At 62.0% G+C, this 18,426-nt stretch carries 14 protein-coding genes; 3 read left to right on the forward strand and 11 right to left on the reverse strand.

Features of this window, described 5'->3' with window-relative positions:
* Positions 1–26 precede the first annotated feature (26 nt).
* From ACM6JM_RS04805 to ACM6JM_RS04850, 10 genes are all read right to left on the reverse strand, one after another.
* Complete coding sequence (locus ACM6JM_RS04805) at positions 27–647, reverse strand: TetR/AcrR family transcriptional regulator (protein ID WP_007952414.1); 621 nt, start codon at positions 645–647, stop codon at positions 27–29.
* 27 nt (positions 648–674) lie between these two features.
* Positions 675–2,357, reverse strand: a complete 1,683-nt coding sequence (gene phaC / locus ACM6JM_RS04810) for a class II poly(R)-hydroxyalkanoic acid synthase (RefSeq protein ID WP_039772447.1) — start codon at positions 2,355–2,357, stop codon at positions 675–677.
* A gap of 152 nt (positions 2,358–2,509) precedes the next feature.
* Positions 2,510–3,364 (reverse strand): poly(3-hydroxyalkanoate) depolymerase, encoded by an 855-nt coding sequence (phaZ, locus tag ACM6JM_RS04815; protein ID WP_007952412.1) that lies wholly within the window; start codon positions 3,362–3,364, stop codon positions 2,510–2,512.
* Between the two features lie 68 nt (positions 3,365–3,432).
* Positions 3,433–5,112: a class II poly(R)-hydroxyalkanoic acid synthase gene (gene phaC / locus ACM6JM_RS04820; protein WP_039772445.1), complete on the reverse strand. Its 1,680-nt coding sequence runs from the start codon at positions 5,110–5,112 to the stop codon at positions 3,433–3,435.
* Between the two features lie 258 nt (positions 5,113–5,370).
* Positions 5,371–5,742, reverse strand: coding sequence for a gamma-butyrobetaine hydroxylase-like domain-containing protein (locus ACM6JM_RS04825; protein ID WP_039772444.1), 372 nt, complete (start codon positions 5,740–5,742; stop codon positions 5,371–5,373).
* Positions 5,743–5,819: 77 nt separating this feature from the next.
* Positions 5,820–7,157: an ATP-dependent protease ATPase subunit HslU gene (gene hslU / locus ACM6JM_RS04830; RefSeq protein ID WP_039772441.1), complete on the reverse strand. Its 1,338-nt coding sequence runs from the start codon at positions 7,155–7,157 to the stop codon at positions 5,820–5,822.
* Between the two features lie 55 nt (positions 7,158–7,212).
* Complete coding sequence (hslV, locus tag ACM6JM_RS04835; protein WP_039772440.1) at positions 7,213–7,743, reverse strand: ATP-dependent protease subunit HslV; 531 nt, start codon at positions 7,741–7,743, stop codon at positions 7,213–7,215.
* A 257-nt stretch (positions 7,744–8,000) separates the two neighbouring features.
* On the reverse strand, positions 8,001–8,717 hold the full coding sequence (locus ACM6JM_RS04840; protein WP_039772438.1) for an SPOR domain-containing protein: 717 nt from the start codon (positions 8,715–8,717) through the stop codon (positions 8,001–8,003).
* Position 8,718: 1 nt separating this feature from the next.
* On the reverse strand, positions 8,719–10,455 hold the full coding sequence (gene argS / locus ACM6JM_RS04845; RefSeq protein WP_085648011.1) for an arginine--tRNA ligase: 1,737 nt from the start codon (positions 10,453–10,455) through the stop codon (positions 8,719–8,721).
* 210 nt (positions 10,456–10,665) lie between these two features.
* Entirely contained in the window at positions 10,666–12,885 is a 2,220-nt protein-coding gene (locus tag ACM6JM_RS04850; RefSeq protein ID WP_103386957.1) for a primosomal protein N', read from the reverse strand.
* Between the two features lie 181 nt (positions 12,886–13,066).
* Here ACM6JM_RS04850 and rpmE point away from each other — a divergent pair, with 181 nt between their 5' ends.
* From rpmE to ACM6JM_RS04865, 3 genes are all read left to right on the forward strand, one after another.
* Positions 13,067–13,288 (forward strand): 50S ribosomal protein L31, encoded by a 222-nt coding sequence (gene rpmE, locus ACM6JM_RS04855; RefSeq protein ID WP_039772434.1) that lies wholly within the window; start codon positions 13,067–13,069, stop codon positions 13,286–13,288.
* Between the two features lie 23 nt (positions 13,289–13,311).
* Positions 13,312–14,112, forward strand: a complete 801-nt coding sequence (locus tag ACM6JM_RS04860; RefSeq protein WP_414881402.1) for a thermonuclease family protein — start codon at positions 13,312–13,314, stop codon at positions 14,110–14,112.
* Between the two features lie 184 nt (positions 14,113–14,296).
* On the forward strand, positions 14,297–15,565 hold the full coding sequence (locus tag ACM6JM_RS04865; protein ID WP_007952395.1) for a malic enzyme-like NAD(P)-binding protein: 1,269 nt from the start codon (positions 14,297–14,299) through the stop codon (positions 15,563–15,565).
* A 353-nt stretch (positions 15,566–15,918) separates the two neighbouring features.
* Here ACM6JM_RS04865 and ACM6JM_RS04870 read toward each other — a convergent pair whose 3' ends face one another.
* Positions 15,919–18,363, reverse strand: a complete 2,445-nt coding sequence (locus ACM6JM_RS04870; RefSeq protein WP_371855321.1) for a penicillin-binding protein 1A — start codon at positions 18,361–18,363, stop codon at positions 15,919–15,921.
* Between the last annotated feature and the right edge of the window lie 63 nt (positions 18,364–18,426).

Here is an 18,426-nt window from a genome sequence, read left to right on the forward strand (position 1 = left end):
TTTTTGTTTGGGTAAAAGCCGTCGGATTACTCGTGATCTTCGAGATACTGCAAAGCCATCCTCTCCGTCGCCACCTTCACCGGCGGCAACAGATGCGGCGCCACCAGCATCATGATCTGGTACACCACCAGCCGCACTTCCCCTTCGCGATCAAGAATCCGCTGATAGTCCAGCGAGAACAGCAGCGTCATGGTGATCTGCTCCACCAGTTGCCCCAGCGCCTGGGTGTCGCTGACCAACTGCCCCGACGCCTTCAACCGCGCCAGCAACGACGCCAGCGTACGCTTGAGCACGTTGAGGAACTGGCGAATGCCCTTGGCCAGTTTCGGCAGGCGGCCGGCCAGGTTCGACAGGTCCTGGAACAGGAAGCGGTACTGCGCCAGCCGTTCGACGATCAGGTGCAGGAACAGCCAGTAATCCTCCGGCGCCAGTTCGACATCGGCGGGCGGGTCGAGCAGCGGGGCGAGGTCGTTCTGGAAGCGCTCGAACAGTCCGAGAATCAGCGGCTCCTTGCCGTGGAAGTGGTAGTAGAGGTTGCCGGGGCTGATCCCCATTTCATTGGCAACCTCCATGGTGGAGACGTTCGGCTCGCCCTTTTCGTTGAACAACTGCAGGGCACATTCGAGGATCCGTTCGCTTGTTTTCATCCAGTCTTCTTAAAGGGCTTGAGTCAGTCAGCGCACACGCACATAGGTGCCCGGTGCAGCTTCCATCGGTGGGTAATTGGCGTTGCCGAGGGTCATCTGGGTTTCGTGCAGGGTGCCGGAGCGCTGCTGCACCCACTCCAGCCATTGCGGCCACCAGCTGCCGTCGACTTTCTTGGCGTCGTAGTACCAGGCGCGCGGATCGCCGCTGAGCTTTCCGTTCTCGACGTAATGGGCTTTCGGGTTGCCTGGCGGGTTGAGGATGCTCTGCACGTGGCCGCTGTTGGACAGCACGAAGCGCCGCTCGCCGCCCAGCAACAGCGTCGAGCGATACACCGCGTCCCACGGCGTGATGTGGTCGTTCATGCCGGCCACGCTGAAGCTGTCGACCGTGACCTTCTGCAGGTCGATCGGCGTGCCGCACACTTCCAGCCCACCGGGATGGGTCAACGGGTTGTGCTTGAAGAAGTCCAGAATGTCGCCGTGAAACGCGGCGGGCAGGCGGGTGCTGTCGTTGTTCCAGTAGAGGATATCGAACGCCGGCGGCTCCTTGCCCAGCAGGTAGTTGTTGACGAAGTAACTCCAGATCAGATCGTTGGGGCGCATCCAGGCGAACACCTTGGCCATGTCGCGACCCTCCAGCACGCCTTTCTGATAGGAGCGCCGCTTGGCCGCTTCGAGCGTTTGCTCATCGGCGAACAGGGTGGCCGGGGTGTTCATTTCACTGTCGAGCAGGCTCACCAGATAGGTGGCGCTGGAGACTCGTCGCAACTGCCGCTTGGCCTGCAGATGCCCTTGCAGCGCCGCGATGGTCAGCCCGCCGGCGCAGGCGCCCATCAGGTTGACCTCGCGGGCGCCGGTGATCGCCCGGCAAATGTTCATCGCTTCTTCCACGGCTTCGACATAGGTCGACAGGCCCCATTCGCGATGCCGCACATCCGGGTTGCGCCAGCTGATCATGAAGGTCTGTAAACCGTTCTTCAGGGCGAACTGGACGAAGCTGTTGCTCGGGCTGAGGTCGAAAATGTAGTACTTGTTGATTTGCGGCGGCACCACCAGCAGCGGTTTCGAATACTGTTTTTCGCTCATCGGCCGGTACTGGATCAGCTCGAGCATTTCGTTGCGAAACACCACTGATCCTGTGGTGGTGGCGACGGTCTTGCCGACTTCGAAAGCCTGTTTGGTCACCTGGCGTGGCAGGCCGTCGTTGTGCAGCAGATCATCGAACAGATGGCTGAGACCGCGCACCAGACTGTGGCCGCCGGAGTTGAACAGCTCCTTCACCGCCAGCGGATTGAGCAGGGTGTTGGAGGGCGCCACGGCGTCGTTGAGCAGGGTGAAGGCGAAGTGCGCGCGGGCGCGGTCGTCGTCGCTCATGCTGCTCTCGTCGATCCAGCTCTTGACCTGTTTCTGCCAGGCCAGATAAGCCTGCAGGCTGCGCCGGTAGAACGGGTTCAGGCTCCACGCCGGATCGGCGAAGCGGCTGTCCTGCGGATTGGTCGGGTGCAGGGTTTCGCCGAGCAGCACGCGTCCGAGCGCGCCTCCCAGCTTCAAGGCGTGTTTTGCACTGTGGATCGGATTGCGCAGCCCGTGGGCTGCAACGTTGCGCAAGGTCGAGATCAGGTCCCGGCCGCGCAGACCGGTCATGGCACTCTGTGCATTGATGAACACGGCGGGGCTGGGCACGACGCCCGTCGCTGGTTTGTCACGCATGACTCAACACTCCTTCGTCTTCAGGCCAAAAACAAACACACCGAACCAGAACACCATAGACGCTGTTGCGGGTTGTTGCCTGCGCCGGCTCCCTGCCACGCACCTGTCCGGAAGCGCTGCAAGACGCTCTCCAGAAATCCGTGCCGGGGCGGTTATCCGCCCAGCGGTGTCGGGTGCGGATGCATCACCGCACGCTGACGTTCCTCCTGGAGGAATTTCATGATGATCGGCGCCACCGCCTCGGCCCGGGTAATCAGGAACAGATGCCCGTCGTCGATGATGTGCAGCTGCGCGTTGGGGATGCGCCAGGCGAGCATGCGCATGTTGATCAGCGGGATCAGCGGATCGTCATCACCGGCCAGCACCAGCGTCGGCTGGTGGATCTTGTGCAGCCAGTGAATGCTGGTCCAGCCCAGGCCCGCGAACAGTTGCCAGTAGTAGCCGAGTTTGCCCGCCGAACGCACCTTGGCCGCATGGCTGGCGGCGAGTGTCGGGTCGCGGCGGAACGAGCCGCCGTAGATCATCGGGGCGATGCGGATCACATGGGACGGCTGGATGTAGCGCCGTGGGCTGGCCATCATCCACAGCACCTTCGGCTTGCCCGGCACCATCACCGCACCGGCGGCGGTCGCCGCCAGCACCAGCTTCTTGCAGCGCTCGGGATAGTCGTAGGCGAACTGCTGCGCCAGCGCGCCACCCCAGGACACGCCGATCACGTTGACCTGTCCGTAGTCGAGGTAATCGAGCATCCGCGCGGTGAGCTTCGCCAGCCCGGGAAAGCGATACGGACGGCTCGGCGTCGAAGAGCCACCGACACCGGGCACGTCGAAGGCGATCACTTCCAGGTCCGGATCCAGCGCCGCGACAAAAGGAAACACCAGCTCCAGGTTGGCGCCGATGCCGTTGAATATCAGCAAGGGCGTCAAGTGAGGCTTGCCGGGGCGGACCGCCGTGCGGATGGTCTGGCCATCCAGCTCGACGGTTCGAAAGATGAACGGGTGCGGCATGCTTCAAGGCCCTGTGGGTCGCAATCTCAGTGTTCACCTCACTCCCGAAAGGGAGTGAGGTGTGTCGGTTACCGCTCGTGAACGTAAGTGCCCGGTGAAGCTTCGCCTGCCGGATACGCCTTGTTGCCCAGTTTCGTTGGTGCTTTCTTCAATTCGCCCGAACGGGCCGCCTGCCACGCCTGCCAGTACAGCCACCAGGAGTCGGCATGCTTGGTCGAGTTTTCCTGCCAGTCATCGGCATTGGCGGTCATTTCGTCGCTGGTCATGTAGCGCGATTTCGGGTTGCCCGGCGGGTTCAGAATGCTCTGGATATGCCCGCTGCTGGACAGCACGAATTCGACCTTGCCACCAAACAGCTGCGCCGACTTGTAGCAGGACTTCCACGGCGTGATGTGGTCGTTGGTGCCCGCCAGCGAGAAAATGTCGGCGGTCACCTGCTTGAGGTCGATCGGCGTGCCGCACACTTCCAGTGCATTGGGGCGGATCAGTGGGTTGTTTTTGAACATCTCGATCAGGTCGCCGTGGAACGCGGCCGGCAGTCGAGTCGTATCGTTGTTCCAGAACAGGATGTCGAACACCGGCGGTTCGTTGCCGAGCAGGTAATTGTTGACCCAATAGTTCCAGATCAGGTCGTTGGGGCGCATCCAGGCGAAGACCTTGGCCATGTCTTTGCCTTCGAGCACGCCGGCCTGGTACGAATGGCGCTTGGCGGTCTCCAGGGTCTGCTCGTCGACGAACAGCGCGACGTCGCTGTCCAGCGTTGTATCGAGCACGCTGACCAGCAGGGTCAGGGCGTTGACCTTGTTCTCGCCGATCGCCGCGTAGTGGCCGAGCAGGGCGGTGCAGGTGATGCCGCCGGAGCAGGCGCCGAGCATGTTGACGTCCTTGCTGCCGGTGATCGCGGTGACCACATCGACCGCTTCCTTCAGGGCCTCGATGTAGGTGGAAAGGCCCCACTCGCGCTGTTCCTTGGTCGGGTTGCGCCAGCTGACGATGAAGGTCTGCACATTGTTGCGCAGGCAGAAGCGCGCCAGGCTCTTGTCCGGGCTCAAATCGAATACGTAAAACTTGTTGATCTGCGGCGGCACCACCAGCAGCGGGCGCTCGTGCACTTGTTCGGTGATCGGCTTGTACTGGATCAGCTCCAGCACGTCGTTGCGAAACACCACCGCGCCTTCGGTCACACCCAGGCTCTTGCCGACCTCGAACGCACCCATGTTGACCTGGCTCGGCATGCCGCCGTTGTGCACCAGATCCTTGGCCAGATGCGAGAGGCCATCGAGCAGGCTCTTGCCGCCGGTCTCGAAGAAACGTTTGACCGCCGCCGGGTTGGCCGCGGTGTTGGTCGGCGCCATGGCCTCGGTCATCAGGTTGATCACGAAGTGGCCGCGCGCGATGTCCTTGGGCGAGAGGCTGCTGTCGTCGATCCAGGCGTGGAGCTCCTTGCGCCATGCCAGGTAAGTTTGCAGATAACGTTTGTACAGCGGGTTCTGACTCCACGCCGGATCGACGAAGCGACGGTCATCGCCCGCCGGTTGCAGATCTGATTTGCCGAACAGCACGTTCTTCAGTTCAAGGCCGAACTGGGTGACGTGTTTGACACTATGGATAGGTTGTTTGATGGCCTGGGTCAGCACCATTCGAGCAGAGGCCAGCAGATCCTTTCCGCGTAGCCCAACGACAGGATTCAGCCCCAGGGTGTTCTCCGAGGCCTGGTACTTCAAATCATCGTTATTCTTGTTACTCATCTACGACGCTCCATTGTCCTGAGACGAGTACCCGGTTTTCTGCTGTGCAGTTCCACAGCCAATGCCAGGTACTACTGCTCGGGTGACCGTTGATTCTGCATAGCTGCTTTACAGTCGTAGAGCACTGCAGGGAACTTGCCAGTTCCATTGGTTACCCGAGATTGATTTTTTTCGCAAGCAGCCGATCCCGGGCCGCTTTAGCGGAGCATTCAAACAGATGAATCTAGAAAATGCCCTCTAAACAGTCCGAGGCGCGGACTAGAGCATCAGCTTGACGACGGACTGGTCCGGGTCGCGGGTTTTGCCGGCGGCTTTGAGTTCGGCCAGATAATCGGCCCAGAGTGCGTCATGACGTCGCCCTAGCTCGTACAGGTAATCCCAGGTGAACAGGCCGCTGTCGTGACCGTCGTCGAAGGTCAGTTTCAGTGCGTACTGACCGGCCGGTTCTACTTTGGTCAGGCCGACGTGCAGCTTGCCGAATTGCAGGATCGGTTTGCCGTGGCCCTGGACCTCGGCGGAGGGGGAGTGCACGCGCAGGAATTCGGCGGGCAGGGTGTATTCCTCGCCGGACGCGTATTTGAGCGACAGGGTTTTCGAGGCTTTGTGCAGTTTGATGTCGGTGGGAAGCATAGAAAAAAGCCTTTAGCTGCAAGCTACAAGCGGCAAGCTTAACTCAGCTTGCCGCTTGTAGCTCGGAGCTGGCAGCTCTACAGAATATAACGGGACAGGTCTTCGTTCTGCGCCAATTCGCCCAAGTGGCTGTTGACGTATTCGGCGTCGATCTCGATCGCCTTGTCGTCGTGAGCGCTGGCCAGGTCGCCGGCACTGAACGACACCTCTTCCAGCAGACGCTCGAGCAGCGTGTGCAGGCGACGGGCACCGATGTTCTCGGTCTTCTCGTTGACCTGCCAGGCGATCTCCGCCAGACGCTTGATGCCTTCCGGCTGGAACTGGATGTTCAGGCCTTCGGTTTTCAGCAGCGCGCAGTATTGCTCGGTGAGCGAGGCGTGCGGTTCGCTGAGGATGCGTTCGAAGTCCTGCGGGCTCAGGGCCTTGAGTTCCACACGGATCGGCAGACGGCCTTGCAGCTCCGGCACCAGATCGCTCGGCTTGCTCAGGTGGAACGCACCGGAGGCGATGAACAGGATGTGGTCGGTCTTGACCATGCCCAGCTTGGTGTTGACGGTGCAGCCTTCGATCAGCGGCAGCAGGTCACGTTGCACGCCCTCGCGGGACACATCGGCGCCGCCGACATTGCCGCGCTTGGCGACCTTGTCGATTTCGTCGATGAACACGATGCCGTGCTGCTCGACGGCTTCCAGAGCCTTGGCCTTCAACTCTTCTTCGTTGACCAGGCGACCGGCTTCTTCGTCGCGTACCAGTTTCAGCGCTTCCTTGACCTTGAGCTTGCGGGCCTTCTTCTTGCCCTTGCCCATGTTGGCGAACAGGTTCTGCAACTGGTTGGTCATTTCTTCCATGCCCGGAGGCGTGGCGATTTCGATGCCGGCCATCTCGGCGACTTCGATCTCGATTTCCTTGTCGTCCAGCTGACCTTCGCGCAGGCGCTTGCGGAACAGTTGGCGAGTGTTGGAATCCTGGGTCGGCGCTTCTTCATTGCTGAAGCCCATGCGTGCCGGTGGCAGCAGGGCGTCGAGGATTCGGTCCTCGGCGGCGTCTTCGGCGCGGTGGCGAACGCGGGTCATTTCCTGCTCGCGCAGCATCTTGATCGCAGCATCGGCCAGATCACGGATGATCGATTCGACGTCACGGCCGACGTAGCCGACTTCGGTGAACTTGGTCGCTTCGACCTTGATGAACGGCGCGTTGGCCAGCTTGGCCAGACGACGGGCGATTTCGGTTTTACCGACACCGGTCGGGCCGATCATCAGGATGTTCTTCGGGGTCACTTCAACGCGCAGCTCTTCAGGCAGCTGCATGCGGCGCCAGCGGTTGCGCAGGGCAATCGCGACAGCGCGCTTGGCATCGTCCTGGCCGATGATGTGGCGGTTGAGTTCGTGGACGATTTCGCGGGGAGTCATGGACATAATAATTGACGGTCCTCAAGCAGAAACAAGCCGTGGCACAGGGGCCGCGTCAGGCTCATTCAGCGAGATCCTGCTCCTCAATGGTCTGGGTGTGGTTGGTGAATACACAGATGTCGCCGGCGATGCCGAGAGCGGTCTCGACGATTTCGCGGGCCGACAGGTCGGTCTTCTTCAGCAGGGCGCTGGCGGCGGCTTGCGCATAGGCGCCACCGGAACCCATGGCGATCAGGCCGTCTTCGGGTTCGACCACGTCACCGTTGCCGGTGATGATCAAGGATGCGTCCTTGTTGGCGACCGCGAGCATCGCTTCGAGGCGGCTCAGGGAGCGGTCGGTGCGCCATTCTTTGGCGAGTTCGACGGCGGCGCGGATCAGGTGGCCCTGGTGTTTCTCGAGCTGGCCTTCGAAACGTTCGAACAAGGTGAAGGCGTCGGCGGTGGCACCGGCGAAACCGGCGATGACTTCGCCGTGGTACAGGCGACGAACTTTCTTCGCGTTGCCTTTCATCACGGTATTGCCGAGAGAAACCTGGCCGTCGCCGCCCATGACGACTTTGCCGTGGCGGCGGACTGAAACGATGGTGGTCAAGGGAAGAGTCTCCACACTGCGGGGCGAAAATGCCTTATGCCCATTCATATGGGGGTGGTGGAGAGGATTTCAACTGCGGGGCGGGAGAGGGGACGAGCGGTGGTTTGCGCGGGGTCGTTCCCACGCAGAACGACATGATCGTTCCCACGCTCTGCGTGGGAATGCAGCCCGGGACGCTCCGCGTCCCTTGCCGCAGGGACGCGGAGCGTCCATTGAGGCATTCCCACGCAGAGCGTGGGAACGATCGGTGAGGAGGATCAGCGGCTCTGACGTTGTTGTAACAACAGGTTGCTGAAGCCGGCGCCCGCCAGTTGTTTCTGGGCGGTGGTCAGCTGTTCGCGGTTGCTGAACGGGCCGACCAGTACGCGATACCAGGTTTCGTCCTTGACCGTCCCGGACTCAACCGCGACCGCCTGGCCGAGCAGAATGATCTGCGCGCGCACCTTGTCGGCATCCGTCTCTTTGCGGAACGAGCCGGCCTGGAGGAAGAACTTGGTCACCGGTGCAGCCTTGGTCACCGGCGGCGCTGGCGGCGGGGTGATCCCGGCCAGTGCAGCCTGCGCCCGTGCGGTGTCGATCTTCGCCGCTTCAGCCGGGGTCACCGGCGTGGTCGGAATTGCCGGCACTTGTGGCGTCGGCAGGGTTTTCTCCGGCACCGCGTCCGGCGGCACGATCACTTCCGATTCCGGCAGCAGGGTGTAGAAGTCGTACTTCGGCTTCACCGGTTGCGTCGGGCTCGGCGGGGTCTTGTTGGCCTCGGCGATCTTGCTGGCTTTCTGTTGTTGCTGTTGCTCGACCTTCTCGCGCTTGACCGTGTCGCTGCCCTTGCCCGGCTCCAGCTTCATCAGGAACACGATGAACGCGCCGACCGTCAGGCCGATGGCCATCCACAGCCAGCCCGGAATCGGCTGCTTCGCTGGAGCTTGGTAACGGCTGGCGCCACGCTTGGGTGCAGGTTTTTTCTTGGCAGCCAACTTACATGCGCTCCAGGGTTTCCAGGCCGAGCAGTTCCAGGCCTTGCTTGAGGGTACGGCCGGTCAGCGCGGCAAGGCGCAGGCGGCTTTGCATTTGTGCCGGAGTGTCGGCGGTAAGGATCGGGCAGTTCTCGTAGAAGCTGGAGAACAGGCCGGCGACCTCGTACAGGTAGGTGCACAGGGTGTGTGGCGTGCCCTTTTCCGCAACGTTGTTCAGCACTTCGCCGAACTGCGCCAGTTTGGCTGCCAGATCGTGTTCCTGCGGCGCTTCGAGGACGATCTGGCCATCGACTTCGCTGTAATCCTTGTCAAGCTTGCGGAACACCCCGGCCACGCGAGTGTAGGCGTACAGCAGGTACGGGGCGGTGTTGCCTTCGAGGTTGAGCATCTGGTCGAAGTTGAAGCTGTAGTCGCTGGTGCGGTGCTTCGAAAGGTCGGCGTATTTCACTGCGCCGATGCCCACAACCTTGGCGATGCTGCGCAGTTCGTCGTCGGCCAGTGTCGGGTTTTTCTCTTTTACCAATGCGTAGGCACGTTCCTGCGCTTCGGTCAGAAGATCGATCAGCTTCACGGTGCCGCCATCTCGGGTCTTGAACGGACGACCGTCGGCGCCGTTCATGGTGCCGAAGCCCATGTGCTCCATTTCCATCGGATGGGTCACGAAACCGGCCTTGCGCGCCACGGCGAACACTTGCTGGAAGTGCAGGGCCTGACGCTGGTCGACGAAGTACAGCGCGCGGTCGGCCTTCAATTTGCCGCTGCGGTAGCGCACAGCCGCCAGGTCGGTGGTGGCGTACAGGTAGCCGCCGTCGGCCTTGACGATGATCACCGGCAGCGGCTCGCCTTCGGCGTTCTTGAATTCGTCGAGGAACACGCACTGTGCGCCGTTGCTTTCGACCAGCATGCCGGCGGCCTTCAGGTCGTTGACCACGTTGATCAGGTCGTCGTTGTAGGCGCTTTCGCCCATCACGTCGGCCATGGTCAGTTTGACGTTGAGCAGTTCATAGATCTTCTGGCAGTGCGACAGCGAGATGTCCTTGAACTTGGTCCACAGTGCCAGGCATTCAGCGTCGCCGGCCTGCAACTTGACCACCAGGCCACGGGCGCGGTCGGCGAATTCCGGCGATTCGTCGAAGCGTTGCTTGGCGGCGCGGTAGAAGTTTTCCAGGTCCGACAGCTCGTCGCTGGTGATCGGATTTTCCTGCAGGTAGGCCATCAGCATGCCGAACTGGGTACCCCAGTCACCGACGTGGTTCTGACGGATCACGGTGTCGCCGAGGAATTCGAGTACCCGCGCCACGCCATCGCCAATGATGGTCGAGCGCAAGTGGCCGACGTGCATCTCTTTGGCCAGGTTCGGCGCCGACAGATCGACCACGGTGCGTTGCGCCGGGCCGGCCTTGCGCACGCCAATGTGATCGTCGGCCAGAGCCGCGTCGAGGCGCGAGGCCAGCGCCTGGGTGTTCTGGAAGAAATTGATGAAGCCAGGACCGGCGATTTCGGCCTTGGTGACGTTTTCGTCAGCCGGCAGGGCGGCAATGATTTTTTCCGCCAGGTCGCGCGGCTTCATGCCCGCAGGCTTGGCCAGCATCATGGCGATGTTGCTGGCAAAGTCGCCGTGGGTCTTGTCCCGGGCGTTTTCCACCTGGATCGCCGGCGTCAGGCCTTCAGGCAACACACCTTCGTTGACGAGTTGGGTGAGGGCTTGTTGGATCAGCTGGCGAATGGTGTCTTTCATGGTCTTCTCTTTCGACCGCAAGCGCGGCGGCGCATCGATGCGCGGGTGGAAAAACTGGGCATTATCCGTTGCGAAGACGGGCTTGCCAACCTTAGCAGGCAGGATGTGGATGTGTGGTGACAAATAGACTGCTTTCGCGAGCAGGCTCGGTCCCACCCTTGGATACATTTCCCTGTGGAAGCTGGCTTGCCAGCGATAGCGATCGATCAATCAATACAAATCGACGGGATCGACATCCAGCGACCAGCGCACTGCCCGGCCGCTTGGCATCTGCTCCAGCACCAGCAGCCAGCTCGCCAGCAATCGGTGCAGCGGCGCCCGGGCCGTGGCCTGCAACAGCAGCTGCGCGCGGAAGCGTCCGGCCCGACGTTCCATCGGTGCCGGCACCGGCCCCAGCAATTCGATGCCGCTCAGGTTCTGTTCGGCCAGCAAGCGCTCGGCCTCGCTGCATGCCTCATCGAGAAAACCTTCGGCCTGCCCCGGCTTGTGGGCTTCGGCGCGCAGCAGGGCGAGATGGGCGAACGGCGGCAGGCCGGCGGCGCGGCGTTCGCTCAGCGCCTGTTCGGCGAAGGCGAAGTAACCCTGCTCGGTCAGTTGCACCAATAAAGGATGGTCGGCGAGGTGGGTCTGGATGATCACCTTGCCCGGTTCTTCCGCCCGCCCGGCACGGCCGGCAACCTGCACGATCAGCTGCGCCATGCGCTCGCTGGCGCGGAAGTCGCCGGAGAACAGCCCACCGTCGGCATCGAGGATCGACACCAGCGTCACCCGGGGGAAGTGGTGCCCCTTGGCCAACATCTGGGTGCCGACCAGAATGCACGGCTGGCCTTTCTGGATCGTGGCGAACAACTGGTTCATCGCATCCTTGCGCGACGTGCTGTCACGGTCGACGCGCAACACCGGATAGTCCGGGAACAGAATTGCCAGCCGTTCCTCAGCCCGCTCGGTGCCGGCGCCCACGGGGCGCAGATCGACCTTGTTGCACTTCGGGCACTGGCGCGGCACACGTTCCACGTAACCGCAGTGGTGGCAGCGCAGCTCGCCGTAGCGCTGGTGCACGGTCATTCGCGCATCGCAGCGCTGGCATTCGGACATCCAGCCACAATCGTGGCACAGCAGCGTCGGGGCAAAACCCCGGCGGTTGAGGAACACCAATACCTGCTGGCCGGCGGCGAGGGTCTGGCCGATGGCTTGCTGCATCGGCCCGGAAATGCCGCTGTCCAGGGGACGACTTTTCACATCCAGGCGCAGGAAACGTGGCTGCTTGGCGCCTCCGGCCCGTTCGTTCAGGCGCAGGAGTCCGTAACGGCCGGTGTAGGCGTTGTGCAGGCTTTCCAGGGATGGCGTCGCGGAGCCGAGCACGATCGGGATGTTTTCCTGTCGCGCCCGCACCAGCGCCAGGTCCCGTGCGTGGTAGCGCAGACCTTCCTGCTGTTTATAGGAGCCATCGTGTTCTTCGTCGATGATGATCAGCCCCGGATTTTTCATCGGGGTGAACAGCGCCGAGCGGGTGCCGATAATAATGTCGGCCTCGCCGTCACGGGCGGCGAGCCACGCGTCCAGACGATCACGGTCGTTGACCGCCGAGTGCAGCAAGGCGATGCGGGCGTTGAAGCGTTGCTCGAAGCGGGCGAGGGTCTGCGGGCCGAGGTTGATTTCCGGGATCAGCACCAGCGCCTGCTTACCGGCCTCAAGGGTTTCGCGGATCAGTTGCAAATAGACTTCGGTCTTGCCGCTGCCGGTGACCCCGGCCAGCAGGAACGCGTGATAACTGTCGAACCCGGCGCGAATCGCCTCATACGCAGCGCGCTGTTCGTTGTTGAGCGGCAGCTCCGGCTGGGCCAGCCAGTGCTCATGGCGCGCGCCGGGGGCGTGGCGGCGCACTTCGACCTGCACCAGATCCTTGGCCAGCAACAGGTCGAGGCTGTCCTTGCTCAGCATCAGTTTGCTCAGCAACTGATGGGCGACGCCGTGAGGGTGCTGGGCCAAAGTCGCGAGGGCTTCACGCTGGCGCGGGGCGCGGGCGATGCGCGGGTCATCGAGGCTGGCGCCGGGAGCCGCCGACCAGAACCGTTCCTGACGGGCTTCGGCCAGTTCGCCCTGGCGCAACAGCACCGGCAGCGCCCAGCTCAGGGTGTCGCCGAGGCTGTGCTGATAATACTGAGCCGTCCACAGGCACAGCTTGAACAGCGCTGGCGGCAGTGGGGCGGTAGCGTCTAGCAGCGCCAGCGCCGGTTTGAGCTTTTCCACCGGCACTTCGCTGGTGTCGGTGACTTCCACCAGAATCCCGATCATCTCCCGCCGGCCGAACGGTACCCGCAGGCGCATGCCCGGTTGCAACTGCGAACGCAGCACGCCGGCCGGGGCCCGATAGTCGAACAGGCGGCGCAGGGGCGAAGGCAGGGCGAGGCGCAGAATGGCGTCGGGCACGCGGGATCTCGATAAGAAGCTAACAGGCAGCGGGGATGATGTTTGGGCCGGGAGCCTAGCAGACGGTCGGTCTCAGCGACAGCTTGCGCGATTGACATTGTCTGGTAGAATCCGCGGCCTAATTACGTGCGGTATTCAACAATAGTGTTGGGTGGCGGCACGCTAGCCTGAGGAAGACACCATGAAAGCCGAAATTCACCCGAATTACCCAGAAATCGCTGTTACCTGCTCCTGCGGTAACAAGTTCGAAACTCGTTCGACCTTCGGCAAAGCCCTGGCGATCGACGTTTGCAACGAATGCCACCCGTTCTACACCGGTAAGCAGAAGACTCTGGACACCGGCGGCCGTGTGCAGAAGTTCGCAGACCGTTTCGCTACTTTCGGCGTCGGCAAAAAAGCCTGAGGCTGATCATTTTGGAAAGTCATATCGGCTTCTCCAGACTGATGAAAAAGGCGTCCCTTGCGGGCGCCTTTTTTGTGTCCGCGATTTGGCTGTCCGGCGCCCAGGCGTTCTGCCCGATGCCCTCGGGGCTGTCGAGCGTGGTGGTTCAGCGAGTTGTCGATGGCGACACGGTGCGCCTGAGTGACGGCCGCAGCGTACGCCTGATCGGCCTCAACACGCCCGAGCTGGGCAAGCAGGGGCGCAGCGACGAACCGTTTGCCGTGGCGGCGCGCAAACGCCTGGAAGCCTTGGTGGCCGACAGTGGCGGTCGGGTCGGTTTGCGCCTTGGTGCGCAAGAAAAAGACCATTACGGGCGTACGCTCGCCCATCTCTACAGCGTCAGCGGCGCCAGTCTCGAAGCGCAAATGCTCGCCGATGGCCTTGGATTCCAGGTCGCAGTGGCACCGAATGTCGATCTTGTCGATTGCCAGCAAGCCGCCGAACACAGCGCGCGACAGGCCGGGCTTGGCTTGTGGAAGCGCTCGCCTGTACTGAAAGCGGAGCAGATCGAGCGCTCGGGTTTCGCCATCGTCAGCGGGCGTGTGAGCAAGGTTCAGCGCAATCGTGGCGGAATCTGGATCGAGTTGCAGGACAAGCTTGTACTGCGCGTTGCACCCAATCTGCTGGAGCGCTTCGCCGGCAGTTCCCTGCAAGGGCTGAAGGGCAAGCAGATCGAGGCCCGTGGCTGGGTGGTCGACCGTTCCCGGCGTGGTGGACTGAAATCAGGTCAGGCGCGCTGGCTGTTGCCGCTGACCGATCCTTCGATGCTCCAGTCGTCCCGCTGAAGAAAAAGTTGTAGACATTTTTTCTGTCGATTGTGAACAGTCTAGCCCTTGTGCGCCGTGGCTCTTGGCCCAAAGTCTTAGGGCAGGGCGCTTGACAGGGGTGACCGGGCAGTCTTGTGGGGACTTTGCGAGGCGCGTATCCTCGCTGACCAGTCTGTCCAACAGTAAAAAGCGGAATGCCAAAATGTCTGATCTGAAAACTGCCGCTCTCGAATATCATGCCAATCCTCGTCCAGGAAAGCTGAGTGTCGAGCTCACCAAGGCCACTGCTACCGCCCGCGACCTGTCGCTGGCCTACAGCCCCGGCGTAGCTGAACCAGTGCGCGAGATCGCCCGCGATCCTGAACTGGCCTACAAGTACACCGGCAAGGGCAACCTGGTTGCAGTCATTTCCGATGGCACCGCGATTCTGGGCTTGGGTAACCTCGGCCCACTGGCTTCCAAGCCAGTGATGGAAGGTAAAGGCGTGCTGTTCAAGCGCTTCGCCGGCATCGACGTTTTCGACATCGAAGTCGACTCCGAAAGCCCGCAAGCCTTCATCGACACCGTAAAACGCATTTCCATCACCTTCGGTGGCATCAACCTGGAAGACATCAAGGCGCCTGAGTGCTTTGAGATCGAACGCGCTCTGATCGAGCAGTGCGACATTCCGGTATTCCACGATGACCAGCACGGCACCGCGATCGTGACCGCTGCGGGCATGATCAACGCCCTGGAAATCGCTGGCAAAACCCTGGCCGACGCCAAGATCGTCTGCCTGGGCGCTGGCGCAGCCGCCATCTCCTGCATGAAATTGCTGGTGAGCATGGGCGCCAAGGTCGAGAACATCTTCATGGTTGACCGTACTGGCGTGATCCACGCTGGCCGTGACGACCTGAACCAGTACAAGGCTGTGTTCGCTCACCCTACCGAGAAACGCACCCTGGACGACGCCATCGAAGGCGCTGACGTATTCGTCGGCCTGTCGGGCCCGAACCTGCTGAGCGCCGAGCAACTCAAGCGCATGGCGGCCAACCCGATCGTCTTCGCCTGCTCCAACCCGGATCCGGAAATCTCCCCGGAACTGGCTCACGCCACCCGTAACGACGTGATCATGGCCACCGGCCGTTCGGACTACCCGAACCAGGTCAACAACGTACTGGGCTTCCCGTTCATCTTCCGTGGTGCCCTGGACGTTCGCGCCAAGCGCATCAACGAAGAAATGAAGATCGCTGCCGCCAACGCCCTGCGCGAACTGGCCAAGCTGCCGGTGCCTCAGGAAGTGTGCGACGCCTACGGCGGTATCTCCCTGGAATTCGGTCGTGAGTACATCATTCCGAAGCCAATGGACAAGCGCCTGATCACCGTGATCTCCGACGCCGTGGCCAAGGCCGCGATCGAGACCGGTGTGGCGACCCTGCCGTATCCGAAGAACTACCCGCTGAAAAGCGTGGATGACGTGTTCAACGGCTAAGTCGTTGTAGCGCTTCATGAAGAGCCCCGCTTTTTAAGCGGGGTTTTTTTTTGGTCGTGAAAATGCGTTCCGGCTTCAAGGGCGGCCCTCACCCTAACCCTCTCCCAGGGGGGCGAGGGGACCGAATGGGGGATATTGGTGAGTTACGCCGACGTGAAGGCCCTGCTTTGAATCCATAATCGACTCGGTTATTCAGGTCGACGTACAGTGCCAGACACCTCGGTCGGTTCCCTCTCCCCCTGGGAGAGGGCTAGGGTGAGGGCCGCTCTTGATGTGAAATGCCATTCTCAGTACGACAGAAAACAAAAAGCCCCGCACTTCTCACGAAGGCGGGGCTTTTTGGCAGTTGCGGATCAGAACAAATCGATCGGCGCCTGTTCATCCGCCGGCAGCGGGCTGCCCGGTACGGTGCCATTGCCGATCTCGTTGACCGACGGCGGCGTGTCTTCGGCCTTGAACAGCTCGAAGTACGCGCCCGGCGTGCTCGGCGATGCCGCGCGACCGCTGACCGGATCCACCCGCAGGCTGAGAATGCCTTCCGGCTCCGGCTGGACATGCGGTGGCTTGTCCTTGAGCGCGGCGGCCATGTAGTTCATCCAGATCGGCAGTGCCACGGTACCGCCGAACTCACGGCGACCGAGGCTTTCCGGCTGGTCGAAACCGGTCCACACGGTGGTCACGTAGTCGGCGTTGTAACCGGAGAACCACGCATCCTTGGATTCGTTGGTGGTACCGGTCTTGCCGGCGATGTCGCTGCGGCCCAGGGCCAGTGCACGACGACCGGTGCCGAGCTTGATCACGTCCTGCAACATGCTGTTGAGGATGTAAGTAGTACGGCCATCGACGATGCGCTCGGCAACTGCCGGTGCTTGCGGCACGGCGGCGTTGCCCGGCGCTTCACCCGGAACCGGCGCTGCATTGACGGTAAACGATTCGGTAGCGGGGGCCGCGATGCCATCGGTGGCCGCGCCGCCCTGCGGTACGGTCGGCGGGTTGGCGACGAACAGCGTATCGCCGTTGCGGCTTTCGATCTTGTCGATGATGTACGGGGTGATCTTGTAGCCGCCGTTGGCGAAGGTGCTCCAGCCGGTGGCGATCTCCATCGGCGTCAGAGTCGCGGTGCCCAGCGCCAGGGACAGGTTTGGCGGCAGGTCCTGCTTGTTGAAGCCGAAGCGGGTGATGTAATCGATGGTCTTGCCCACGCCCATCGCCTGCAGCAGGCGGATCGAAACCAGGTTGCGCGACTTGTACAGCGCCTCACGCAGACGGATCGGGCCGAGGAAGGTGTTGGTGTCGTTCTTCGGACGCCAGACCTTGTCCAGGTACTCGTCGACGAACACGATCGGCGCGTCGTTGACCAGGCTGGCGGCGGTGTAGCCGTTATCCAGTGCGGCGCTGTAGACGAACGGCTTGAAGCTCGAACCCGGCTGACGCTTGGCCTGCATCGCACGGTTGTAGTTGCTCTGCTCGAAGGCGAAGCCGCCGACCAGCGAACGGATCGCGCCGTTCTGTGGATCCAGCGACACCAGTGCGCCCTGCGCCTGTGGAATCTGGCTGAACTTCAGCGAATTGTTCGGCTGGCGCTGCACGCGAATCAGATCGCCGATCTGTGCCACATCCGACGGCTGGCGCGGCGCGGCACCCATGCTGTTGGTATTGAGGAACGGTCGCGCCCATTTCATGGTGTCCCACGCCACGTGCTCTTCGCCGGTGCGGGTCAGCACTTGCAGGCCGTTCTTGTCGACCTGGGTGACGATGGCCGGCTCGAGGCTGCTGATGGTGCGCTGCTTGGTCAGTTCAGTGGCCCAGGCTTCGCGGGTCTTGCCCGGCAGGCGCGACTCGGGGCCACGGTAGCCGTGACGCTGATCGTAGGTCATCAGGCCTTCGTGCAGCGCGGTGTTGGCCATCTCCTGGAGGTTGCTCGGCACCGTGGTGGTGACGCGGAAACCTTCGGTATAGGCGTCGCTGCCGTAGCGGCCGACCATTTCCGCGCGAGCCATCTCGGCGATGTACGGCGCGTTCACTTCCGGGGTCGGCACGTGATAGCTGGCGTTCAGCGGTTCGTTGATCGCGGCGGTGTAGTCGGCTTCGGTGATCTTGCCGAGCTTGTACATGCGGCCGAGGATCCAGTCGCGACGCTCCTTGCTGCGCGCCGGGTTGGCCAGCGGGTTGAAGCGCGACGGGGCTTTCGGCAGGCCGGCGATCATCGCCATCTGTGCCAGGCTGACTTCGCGGATCGACTTGCCGTAATACACCTGCGCCGCCGCCTCGATGCCGTAGGCGCGGTTGCCCAGATAGATCTTGTTCACGTACAGCTCAAGGATCTCGTCCTTGGTCAGCTGGCGTTCGATCTGCAGCGCCAGAAGGATTTCAGTGGTCTTGCGCGAGAAGCTGCGTTCGCTGGTCAGGAAGAAGTTCTTCGCCACCTGCATGGTGATGGTGCTGCCGCCGGACTGGATGTGCCCGCTCTTGACCAGTTGGGTCGCGGCACGCATCAGGCTGCTCGGATCGACGCCATAGTGATTGGCGAAGTTGTCGTCTTCAGCACTTAGTAACGCATTGATGAAATTGGGGGGAATGTCGGCGAAACGGATCGGTGTGCGGCGCATTTCGCCAAATTCTGCGATCAACTTGTTGTCGCTGCTGTACACCCGCAGGGGAATCTGCAACTGAATGCTTCTCAGCGCCTCCACAGATGGCAAACCCGGACTAAGGTAAAGAAACGCGCCGCTGAGACCTAAAAGCAGTCCGCAGAAAACGGCGACGATGGACCAACCGAAAAATTTCAGCAGACGAATCAAGGCTTTTGGACATCCACGGCAAAGAATGAATTGGGCGACAGGGTTCCGGGTAACACACAG

The organism is Pseudomonas sp. IT-P2 (genome assembly GCF_949767575.1).
In the GTDB taxonomy this organism is placed as follows: Bacteria; Pseudomonadota; Gammaproteobacteria; order Pseudomonadales; family Pseudomonadaceae; genus Aquipseudomonas; species Aquipseudomonas pharyngis.

Coding starts and splice junctions, on each gene's coding strand:
- ACM6JM_RS04805 (WP_007952414.1), bottom strand. CDS start 647: ATGAAAACAAGCGAACGGATCCTCGAATGTGCCCTGCAGTTGTTCAAC.
- phaC (WP_039772447.1), bottom strand. CDS start 2,357: ATGCGTGACAAACCAGCGACGGGCGTCGTGCCCAGCCCCGCCGTGTTC.
- phaZ (WP_007952412.1), bottom strand. CDS start 3,364: ATGCCGCACCCGTTCATCTTTCGAACCGTCGAGCTGGATGGCCAGACC.
- phaC (WP_039772445.1), bottom strand. CDS start 5,112: ATGAGTAACAAGAATAACGATGATTTGAAGTACCAGGCCTCGGAGAAC.
- ACM6JM_RS04825 (WP_039772444.1), bottom strand. CDS start 5,742: ATGCTTCCCACCGACATCAAACTGCACAAAGCCTCGAAAACCCTGTCG.
- hslU (WP_039772441.1), bottom strand. CDS start 7,157: ATGTCCATGACTCCCCGCGAAATCGTCCACGAACTCAACCGCCACATC.
- argS (WP_085648011.1), bottom strand. CDS start 10,455: ATGAAAGACACCATTCGCCAGCTGATCCAACAAGCCCTCACCCAACTC.
- rpmE (WP_039772434.1), top strand. CDS start 13,067: ATGAAAGCCGAAATTCACCCGAATTACCCAGAAATCGCTGTTACCTGC.
- ACM6JM_RS04865 (WP_007952395.1), top strand. CDS start 14,297: ATGTCTGATCTGAAAACTGCCGCTCTCGAATATCATGCCAATCCTCGT.